Source organism: Bacillus cereus group sp. BfR-BA-01453 (assembly GCF_022662915.1).
GTDB classification, from domain to species: Bacteria; Bacillota; Bacilli; order Bacillales; family Bacillaceae_G; genus Bacillus_A; species Bacillus_A paranthracis.
Map to the genome: position 1 here is coordinate 519,483 of NZ_JAKUEN010000002.1, position 10,209 is coordinate 529,691.

Here is a 10,209-nt window from a genome sequence, read left to right on the forward strand (position 1 = left end):
TATATATTTATTTTTAATCCCAAAAATAGAGCTAGCATTATGCTGGTTCTATTTTTTTGCCACATTCCTGTAACAAAGCCTCTGTATATTCAGTGGTGGAGGTGCAGAAGATGAAAAAAATGATAGCAATATGTCTTCTTACAACGATGTCATTTTCGACTTTAGTCGGATGTGATGTAAAAGGTAGCAATACTGTTCAAGAGTCTAAAATAAAGAAAGCAACGTATAAAGAATTTACTTATGATGTCAATCCAGAGACTTTCACGTTAATTGTAGAACATGATGGCGTAAAGGAACTGGCATCACAGCCCTTGCCGAAAATGAAGGTGTTGAATGTAAAAAAAGAAAAGGATCGTACATCTTGGGAATATCCAGATCAAAAAGTAAAAGTGAGTCTAGAGAAGAAAAAAGATCACTTAAATATTGAAGTAGAATCGACTGGTGCAGAAAGCTTTACTTGGCCGAAAGTACAAGCTGAAAATTATACACTTCCGTTATGGGAAGGGAAGCAAATTTCGAGTAATGATGAAAATTGGAAGAAGTTTTTAAAGGATGATGCATATTCATTTGCTGAATCATTTTCTATGAAGTTTTTCGCATTAAATGGGTTGAAATATTCAATTGTATATATCGCGAACAATATGTTTAATAATGAGGTGAAATTTCATTCGGATCCGAAAATCGGGTTTGATTTTATACATGAATTTCCGCGTATAAATAAAAATAAAACATATGGATTTCAAGTATATGTGACAAATAATGATGCAGTCAGTATTGCTAAACTGTATAAAGACAATATCGCTCGAAAAGGTGAATTTAAAACATTAAAAGAAAAGGCTAGAAAAAATAAAGAGATAGAAAAGCTTTACGGTGCAGCTCATTTTTATTTTTGGAATCAAAATGGCTTATCAGAAAGTAATGTAAATTGGCCAAAGCTAAGAGAGAAAATAAATAGCCCTTTGTTTAGCCATATAAAAGAGCTTATTCAAAAATATAGTTCAGAGCCTGGGGAATTGAATGTATTAGATCAAGTAAGTAAACAAGATTTCATTGATAAGTATCAAAAAAATGTTATTTTACGTTATATAAACGAAGTGTTATCAATGAAAGAATTTTATAAAGATGATATTTTTCAAAACGTTAATCAGGAAGCTAGTGTGCTATTAAAGAAAGGTGTAGGTCACTTAACGAATACAGAATTGTATAGCTTAAATAAGCATTTATTAAAGTCGCTACTTGGTGATGCGGTTGAAGAGGTAAGTAAATGGGGTAATGCAGATGGAACGGACATACTAAAGGAAATGAAAGAGGCAGGAATAGAAAAAGCGTGGATTGGTCTGCCAAACTGGGAACAAGGATTTATGCAACCTAATTTCGTGACAGAAGCTAAGGAAATGGGGTATTTAGTTGGTCCGTATGACTCGTATCATTCCATTCACGAAAAAAGTGATAAAAATTGGAACACAGCATCCTTTAATGACCCATCATTATACGAAGAGGCTACTGTAACGAAGAAAAATGGAGAAAAGGTGCAAGGGTTTTTAGGTAGAGGGCGAAAATTAAATCCAACTTTATCTCTGCCTAGTGTAAAAGAACGCATGAATGATATATTACAAAATGGTCCTAAATATAATTCATGGTTTATTGATTGTGATGCGACAGGTGAAATTTACGATGACTATTCAGCGAAACATATAACGACACAAGAGCAAGATTTAAAAGCACGTTTAAAACGAATGGACTACATTGCGCAAGAAAAGGGTATGGTCGTTGGTTCTGAAGGCGGAAATGATTTTGCTAGTAGTACGATTGCATTTGCTCATGGTATTGAAACGCCTGTAATTAAATGGGACGATGAAGATATGAGGAAAAACAAAACAAGTCCGTATTATGTAGGCGGATATTGGTCACCGAATCAAAATGTTCCAGAAAAATATGCAAAACAAGTACCGTTAAAAGAAGAGTATAAACAAGTGTATTTAAATCCTGTATATTCAGTACCGTTATATAAATTAGTATACAATGATTCTATAATTACAACGCATCACTGGGAATGGGGAAGCTTGAAAGTAAAAGATGAGGTCGGAAACCGTATGCTATACGAATTATTGTATAACGTTCCTCCGTTGTACCATTTAGATGAAGTAGAGTGGAATAAGCATAAACAAGAAATTACGCAGCACCTGAAAGTTTGGAATGAAGTTCATGAAAAGGCAGTAAAAGAAGAAATGACGAACTTTGCATATTTGTCAGAAGATAAGTTAGTACAATCAGCTTCGTATGGAAAAAACATTGAAATTATTGTGAATTTCTCAAATGAAGAGATAGAAACACAAAAGACGAAAATAAAAGCAAAATCAGCTTTCATTATTAATAATGGAAAGCAAACTATGTATACACCAAACTAATAAAATTATAATATATGAATTTAAAAACAATTTTATATAAATAGTGACTTGCCAAAAATAAGCACGAGAGTATAATGTGAAATGGAGTACATATTGGATTTGCGCAGTAACCTTACAAAATTGTAAGGTAATTGAAAGGAAATTCAATATGAAGGTTAATAGACTTGCATTATAATTGGGAAAGAGAAAGAGAGGCGAATGGATATGAGCTCTGAATTAGAACAGAATACGAGAAGCAGTAAAAAACGTTCTAAAAGAAAGTCAATAAAATGGTTCATTTTAATTCCGTTTTTCCTACTTATTTTTGGTGGAGTAGGATATGGATCGTTAATATATAATAAAGCAAAAGCAGTAGTAAGTGATGCATATGCAAAAATTGATAAATCATCGAAGCGTGATAAAGAAGTTGAACCTTTAAAGGATAACATTTCAATTCTAATCATGGGTGTTGATGGTAGTGAAATGAGAAAAAGTCAATACGGAGAAGCTGTTCGAACAGATGCACTTTTATTAGCAACAATTAATAAAGATGATAAATCAGTTAAATTAGTAAGTATTCCGCGTGATTCACGTGTATATATTCCATCTAGAAAGAAATTAGATAAAATTACACATGCACACGTATTTGGTGGTGTTGAAAGTACACGCGATACAGTGGAAAGATTTTTAAATGTTCCTGTTGATTATTATGTGAAGTTTAACTTTGAATCATTCGTACAAATTGTCGATTCACTTGGTGGTATTGATATTGATGTACCAGTTACTTTCACTGAACAAGATAGTAAAGACCAAGCAGGTATGATTCATTTAGAGAAAGGCTACCAACATTTAAATGGAGAACAGGCACTTGCGCTTGCAAGAACGCGTAAAATTGACAGTGATGCAATGCGTGGTCAAAGACAACAACTTGTAATTGAAGCAATTGCTAAAAAAGCGATGTCTGTTCAATCTATTAGCAAAATGGGCTCTTTACTTGATGCGGTTGATAAAAATATGAAAACGAACTTAACTTTCGATGATATGCTTGCTATTACGAAAAATATGGCAGGATCTAATTTGGAAATGGAAAAAATGCAAGTGGAAGGTACGGATAAACGTATCGGAGGCATTTATTATTACATTCCAAATGAAAAAAATGTGAAAGATATTTCGGAAAAATTAAATGAACATTTAGGTGTAACACCAAAGCCAGTTCGAAATGAATAATAAAAAAGATTGGCCTTTGCCAATCTTTTTTTATCGAGATGGATTTGTAACTTTTCTGTAACGATTTTTTATACTTAAATCATTTCAATTTATATAAACAAAAGGTGCAATTATACGATATACTAGAGGAGAAGATTTGGCAATTAACTCCTAATGCTGAAGAGAAGCAAATGCAATTCATCAAAACTATAGAACGAATCGATTTGATAGGAGATCGAAATAGACTAAAGTAAACTTTCTTGAATATTGTTCAAAATGCCATTAAATATTCACATAAAAATGGTAAAGTATATATTGAAGCGACTAAAAATAAAGGACAAGCAGTGATAAAGGTGAAAGACGAAGGGATTGGAATTGCTAAAGAGCATTTACCGTATATAGAACAGTCATTTTACCAGATTAATAATTATGCTACAGGTGCGGATCTTGGTTTAGCCATCGTTAAAAAAATGGTGGAGCTTCATGGAGGTACAATAAATATTATAAGTAAAGAAGGAATAGGAACGACCATTTTGATAAAACTCCCATTATAATACATATAAAATCTGTTTATATAGTGTAATAAAATAAATAGATGTATAATTATATTGGGTGATTTATATATAAGATTAATAGGGAGAGGAATTCGATAGAATGGAAAAAGTTTTTAAAATTAAACGAGTAGTATTCGTTTTAATAGCGATTGCAGCAGTAGCTATTGGGTATTTCATGTTTCAATCCATTACTTCACCAGCAAAGGCTGTTGCAAAACAAGAAAATGTAGTACAACTCGCAAGTGAACAACCGAAAGTAGAAATGAATAAAACGGCACCAAGTCGTTTTAATGGTAAGGAAAGAAAAGTTGCTTATCTTACATTTGATGATGGCCCGGGGAAATATACGGCTGAATTATTAAATACGTTAAAACAACATGATGCGAAGGCGACATTCTTTTTAATTGGAGCGAATGTAAAAGAGTTTCCAGATTTAGTGAAACGAGAAAATGCAGAAGGTCATTATGTAGGAATGCATAGTATGACGCATAATTTTGCAAAGTTATATAAAAATGGCGAGTATGTAAATGAGATGAAAGAAGATCAAAGCTTAATCGCCAATATTATTGGGAAATCACCTAAATTAACACGTCCACCATACGGTTCAATGCCTGGATTAAATGAAAGTCTTCGAAATAAAGTGGTAGAGGGCGGCTTTAAAGTGTGGGATTGGACAATTGATTCATTAGATTGGAAATATAATAAAATGCAAGTTGATGCAGCTGCAGCACAAATTGCTCAAAATGTATTAACAAATGCAACAAAACCACAAGAAGTCATTTTAATGCATGATATTCATCCGCAATCAGTTGCTGCTGTGCCAGCAATTTTAAAAGGGTTAAAAGAAAAGGGTTATGAGTTTGAAGCTTATCATGAAGAGAGTCACTTCCCAGTGAATTTCTGGCATGATAACCGTATGTAATGGAGGAATGAACGTTGAAGTATGGAAAAGTAGCAGTAGTTGGAGCACTATCAGTAGGACTATTAACAGGTTGTTTCGGTGAAAAACCAGAAGAAAACCTATATACAGCTTTTGAAACAGCGGCGACACAAGAGAAATCATTAGTTGATGAAGCGAAGAAATTAGAGAAGTTAGAGAAGGAAGGCCAAGAACTATATTCTCAAATTTTACAAGAAGGTAAAGATCATAATGACGCTGTTATGAAGAAAATAGAGCAGGCTACTGCCAATGTAGATAATCGTGAAAAAGCTTTGAAAAATGAGAAAGAAATGCTAGAAAAAGCTCAGAAAGAAACGAAATCTGTTCAAGGAAATATAGAGAAGCTTGAAGATAAAAAGTTACAAAAACAAGCGAAAGCAGTAGAAGAGTCGTATAAAAATCGTTATGATGCATTCCAAAAGATGAATGAAAATTATACGAAGGCGTTAGCGACCGAAAAAGAATTGTATGAAAAATTAAAAGTAAAAGAAACGAAATTAAAAGAGATTGGTGAAAAAGTTAAGGCTGTTAATGAATTAACTATGGAAGCACAAAAATCAAAAGAGCAATTTAACAATTTTACAAAAGAGTATAATGACAGTAAATTAGCATTCTACAAAGATGCAGAGATTAAGATTAAAGATAAGAAATAAAGAAGAGTTTTAAGAGTAATAAAAAGCCGGAGAAACATCGTCACAAATGTTTTTTCGGTTTTTTATGTTAAATGAATAGAAAAGACTGGAATTGATATCATAAAAGAGTTATAGTGAATTATTCCAAGGGAAACATTGTAAAGTAAGGAGACTGGAAATATGTCATATGAATTTTTACTCAAATTAGGTTTAGCACTCTTTTTAGGATTATTCATCGGGATAGATAGGCAGCTAAAGAATAAACCACTTGGTGTGAAAACAAGTATGGTTATTTCTGTAGCAAGTTGTTTAATTACGATGGTTTCAATTGAATCTGTACATGTATATTCTGTTCCAGGGCATACAAATATGGATCCCATGCGTTTAGCTGCTCAAATTGTGAGTGGAATTGGTTTTCTTGGAGCAGGTGTTATTTTAAGAAGAAGTAATGACGTTATTTCTGGATTAACGACCGCCTCTATGGTGTGGGCTGCTTCAGCTTTAGGTATTGCGATTGGAGCAGGATTTTATTTACAAGCGACGGTTGCTATGATTTTAATTATTTTAGCAATTAATGTACTTCCGCAACTTGTGAAAATTGCAGGACCATATTCATTAAGACAAAAGGACTTGTCTATTAAAATTACTGTAAAAGAGCATCATGAGTTAGATGGTATATTTAAGCAGATTAAAAATTTAGGAATGCATGTAAAACGCGTGAAGATTAAAGATATAGATAGTGGAGCATTTCAGCAATTAGAGATGGTTATTTTAGCTCCAGAAGATTTATATACAACTGAGCTATATAGTTCACTAAAAGAGATAGATCGTGTTGTTTCAGTTGAAGTGGAAAGTAGATAATTGTAAGAAAAAAGAGTGAAGTTGAAGTGAATTCACTCTTTTTTTGTTTGGATTTTTAAGGAAGTAAATTGATATAATGATGAGTAAGCAAGGGGGGAGAAATGATGGAAATACATATTAGAAGAGCGATAAGAGATGATATACCATGTATAGCAAAGGTCCACGCTGATAGTTGGAAAACGACATATAAAGGCATATTCCCTAACGAGATTTTAGAAAATATAACATATGAGCAACGGGAAAAACAATGGGAAAATATTTTTCAAAAAGAATGTAATCATCAATTTAGATTTGTAGCAGAGACGTTAAATGGAGAAATAGTTGGATTCATCGATGGAGGAGCAGAAAGAACTGGTACATATAATTGCGAGGGAGAATTATATGCAATTTACCTTTTACAAGAGTATCAAGGAATGAAAATAGGACAAAAGTTATTTCAAGCTTTCTTATCGGATTGTAAAAACAATGATATGCAATCACTTTTAGTATGGGTTGTTACGAATAATCCTTCTAAAAAGTTTTATGAAAAGTTTAATCCAGAAAAAATTGATACAAAATTTTTAGAAAGATTACAGGTGGAAGAGACAGCGTATTGTTGGAAAGATATTAATAATATTATTATGTAAAGTGTATGTTTGAAAGAGGTATACCAATTAAAGTATACCTTTTTTGTTTCACTCGAATGGTTTGGACATAATGCGAAAGATATATGAAAAGAAGAAATGAAAGTACTAACAAATAGAAATTTAGAAGTAGTAACTTCTTAATATAAAATGATGTAAGAGTCTCTCATTGTAGAGACTCTTTTTTAAAAATATAAATAACCAAAAATTACCATGTATTTAAATTAAAATTTAACACAATTTATATATAAATAAGGAGGTGATTGGTAATGGCTAGAAATCGTAATTCTAATCAATTAGCATCACATGGAGCACAAGCGGCTTTAGATCAAATGAAATATGAAATTGCACAAGAGTTTGGTGTACAACTTGGCGCTGATACTTCTTCACGTGCAAACGGTTCTGTAGGCGGTGAAATTACAAAACGCCTTGTAGCGATGGCAGAACAACAACTTGGTGGCGGATATACTCGCTAATTGTAGAAGGTTATAGGAGAAAGGAAGGATTCTTCCTTTCTTTTTTTTTCAATTAATTGGTATGGATATATTGTGAACTGGATTCAAAGAATAGGAATAATACTATATTTTCCCCAATTTCTTTTGTTGTGAATGGAAAGTAGTAAAAATGTAATAGCCCTGGTGGAATGAAAAGTTACGTTCCAGCAGGGCTATTATATGGTAAGAAATATATGATGAAAGGTTTCGAAGCCAACATGTTAAAAAAAGAAAACTGTTGTTTGATTGCGCTTGCATCAGTTCCACTAGTTATGACATTAGGGAATTCAATGCTCATTCCAATTCTGCCGACTATTGAAAAGAAATTACATATTTCATCGTTTCAAGTATCCATGATTATTACCATTTATTCTATCGTAGCGATTCTACTTATACCGATTGCTGGTTATTTATCAGATAGATGGGGACGAAAGATGGTAATGGTTCCGAGTTTGCTGATTGCGGCTATAGGAGGAGCGATAACTGGTTGGGTATCTTGGAAAGTTGATAATCCCTACACTTGGATATTAATCGGTAGAGCGATTCAAGGTATTGGTGCTGCTGGTGCGATGCCAGTTGTTATACCGTGTGTTGGTGATTTATACAAAGATGAAAAACAAGTTAGCACAGGTTTAGGAATCATCGAAACATCCAATACGTTTGGGAAAGTGTTGAGCCCTATTTTAGGGTCTGCTCTGGCTGCCATTGTATGGTTCTTGCCGTTTTGGGCGATTCCAGTTTTATGCGTAGTATCAATTGTTTTATTACTTGTTCTAGTAAAGGCAAAGAAACAAGAAGGAGAAGTACCACCGCTTAAAGAGTTTATAAAATCAATTCTTGCTACGTTTCGAGAAAAAGGAAGATGGTTAATTGCCATTTTTGCATTAGGTGCAATTATTATGCTTATTTTATTCGGAATTCTCTTTTATTTGTCAACTATACTGGAATCAAAGTATGACATTCATGGTATTTGGAAAGGGTGTGTACTTGCAATCCCGTTACTTGTACTGTCACTTAGTTCATATATGGCTGGCAAAAAAATTGGAGATAACCAAAATGTGATGAAGAAGTGTATTTACATTGGTTTTTTAATGGCTGCTGCATCAGTCATCATTCCTTTATTTATAAAAGGAATTTATTTACTAATTCTTTGTCTCGTTATTATGGGGGTAGGAATTGGTATGGCACTCCCATGTTTAGATGCTCTCATTACACAAGGAATTGAAAAGGAGCAAAGGGGGACGGTTACGTCATTTTATAGTTCTATGCGATTTATCGGTGTAGCAGCTGGACCACCTCTATACTCTTTTTTCATGAAAGGTGCTGACCATGAAGTGTTTTATGTAACAAGTATTTTCGCTGGGATCGGTGCTGCTATAGCAATCATTTGGATTAAACCAGCAAAAGATGCAAAGAACATAAAAAAGAAACCAGAACCTACTTCATAATTTGTAAGAGAATTGCATGATGTTTTCAGTAACATGCAATTCTCTTTCGTTCATTAGGAATAAATAACTTGTTTTAACATATAAAGTGCAACACTCCATATGATGAGACCGGAAAATTTATTTAATAATACGATTGTCTTTCCGGTTGAGTCTAGCCTTTTTAGAAATTTCCCCGCTAAAGCTAAGCTTATAAACCAAATCCAAGAAACGATAATAGTTGCAAGTGTGAAAGCCCATTTTTCACTTCCTATGTATTGAATCGAATTTGTTCCAATTACACCGATCGTATCTAAAATTGCATGTGGATTTAATAATGAAACCGATGCAGCGAAAAGTATTTGTTTTTTTACTGGCATACTTTTTTCTTGTTTTACATCGTTGGAAGGGTTACTTCTCCAAATAACAAAGCCCATGTATAGGAGAAAGAAAAATCCAATTATATATAACGAGTTAGTTAGCCAAGAAAAAGTAAGGAGTACAAGGGAAACGCCTTGTACCGCTATCAATATGAGTAACGTATCACATATAGAGGCAGTTAATACGACAGGGGCTGCCCTCCAAATGTTTGGTTGGCTCGCACCTTGGTTAAAGACGAAAACATTTTGAACACCTAATGGAATGATAAGACCAAATGCAAGAATGATTCCATGAATAATTGCTTCACTCATCATATTACCTCCTATTTAAATTTATTATGATAGTGTATATTGTATAGAAGAAATGAAAATTTGTATCCATAAGAGGAGAAAGTAATGAAACAATATGTAATTTGTCAAATTATCAATGGAAAAAAATATTTAGCTGCTTATGCGGAGACGAAGCAGGAAGCAATTGAAAAAGCAGAATTGTTAGGATTACGAACGGGAACTCGATACACCGTTATTACTGCAGAGGAAGCAGAAGGGTTAACTTATCCTTAAACAACGTATAATAATGATGCAGAAAGTAAATAAGAGGTTGTCCCAAAAGGTCGTTAAAAACGAACTTTTGGAGACAACTTCTTTTATTTTTCCTGTATATGGATAAAAACCCCAATCATAAGTAGAAAAACAATGGGTTTTCTA

General features: G+C 33.2%; 10 protein-coding genes and 1 pseudogene. 10 read left to right on the forward strand and 1 reads right to left on the reverse strand.

What is annotated here, in order from left to right; all coding sequences use genetic code 11:
• Positions 1-110: 110 nt before the first annotated feature.
• From MR070_RS07360 to MR070_RS07400, 9 genes and pseudogenes are all read left to right on the forward strand, one after another.
• Positions 111-2,408 carry a glycoside hydrolase gene (locus tag MR070_RS07360; RefSeq protein WP_242260950.1) on the forward strand — a complete coding sequence of 766 codons (2,298 nt, stop codon included), beginning with the start codon at positions 111-113 and terminating at the stop codon, positions 2,406-2,408.
• 204 nt (positions 2,409-2,612) lie between these two features.
• Positions 2,613-3,614 (forward strand): LCP family protein, encoded by a 1,002-nt coding sequence (locus MR070_RS07365; protein WP_044790787.1) that lies wholly within the window; start codon positions 2,613-2,615, stop codon positions 3,612-3,614.
• A gap of 68 nt (positions 3,615-3,682) precedes the next feature.
• A pseudogene (locus MR070_RS07370) lies at positions 3,683-4,147 on the forward strand (sensor histidine kinase); the annotation flags it as partial.
• 100 nt (positions 4,148-4,247) lie between these two features.
• Positions 4,248-5,069, forward strand: coding sequence for a peptidoglycan-N-acetylglucosamine deacetylase (locus MR070_RS07375; RefSeq protein ID WP_000416558.1), 822 nt, complete (start codon positions 4,248-4,250; stop codon positions 5,067-5,069).
• A 14-nt stretch (positions 5,070-5,083) separates the two neighbouring features.
• The gene (locus MR070_RS07380; protein ID WP_000873557.1) at positions 5,084-5,740 is read left to right on the forward strand and encodes a YkyA family protein; all 657 of its coding nucleotides are present in this window, start codon (positions 5,084-5,086) and stop codon (positions 5,738-5,740) included.
• Positions 5,741-5,899: 159 nt separating this feature from the next.
• Complete coding sequence (locus MR070_RS07385) at positions 5,900-6,580, forward strand: MgtC/SapB family protein (protein ID WP_000119508.1); 681 nt, start codon at positions 5,900-5,902, stop codon at positions 6,578-6,580.
• A gap of 101 nt (positions 6,581-6,681) precedes the next feature.
• On the forward strand, positions 6,682-7,206 hold the full coding sequence (locus tag MR070_RS07390; RefSeq protein ID WP_044790732.1) for a GNAT family N-acetyltransferase: 525 nt from the start codon (positions 6,682-6,684) through the stop codon (positions 7,204-7,206).
• Positions 7,207-7,472: 266 nt separating this feature from the next.
• Positions 7,473-7,679 (forward strand): alpha/beta-type small acid-soluble spore protein, encoded by a 207-nt coding sequence (locus MR070_RS07395; protein ID WP_000113545.1) that lies wholly within the window; start codon positions 7,473-7,475, stop codon positions 7,677-7,679.
• Between the two features lie 236 nt (positions 7,680-7,915).
• A complete protein-coding gene (locus MR070_RS07400; protein ID WP_242260955.1) occupies positions 7,916-9,145 on the forward strand; it encodes a bacillibactin exporter BcbE in 1,230 nt (409 codons plus the stop codon).
• A 53-nt stretch (positions 9,146-9,198) separates the two neighbouring features.
• On the opposite strand, the gene MR070_RS07405 is transcribed toward MR070_RS07400, so the two are convergent.
• Positions 9,199-9,813 carry a LysE/ArgO family amino acid transporter gene (locus MR070_RS07405; RefSeq protein WP_001287304.1) on the reverse strand — a complete coding sequence of 205 codons (615 nt, stop codon included), beginning with the start codon at positions 9,811-9,813 and terminating at the stop codon, positions 9,199-9,201.
• A gap of 84 nt (positions 9,814-9,897) precedes the next feature.
• On the opposite strand from MR070_RS07405, the gene MR070_RS07410 reads away from it, so the two are divergent.
• Complete coding sequence (locus MR070_RS07410) at positions 9,898-10,065, forward strand: DUF3933 family protein (RefSeq protein ID WP_000816386.1); 168 nt, start codon at positions 9,898-9,900, stop codon at positions 10,063-10,065.
• Positions 10,066-10,209 lie beyond the last annotated feature (144 nt).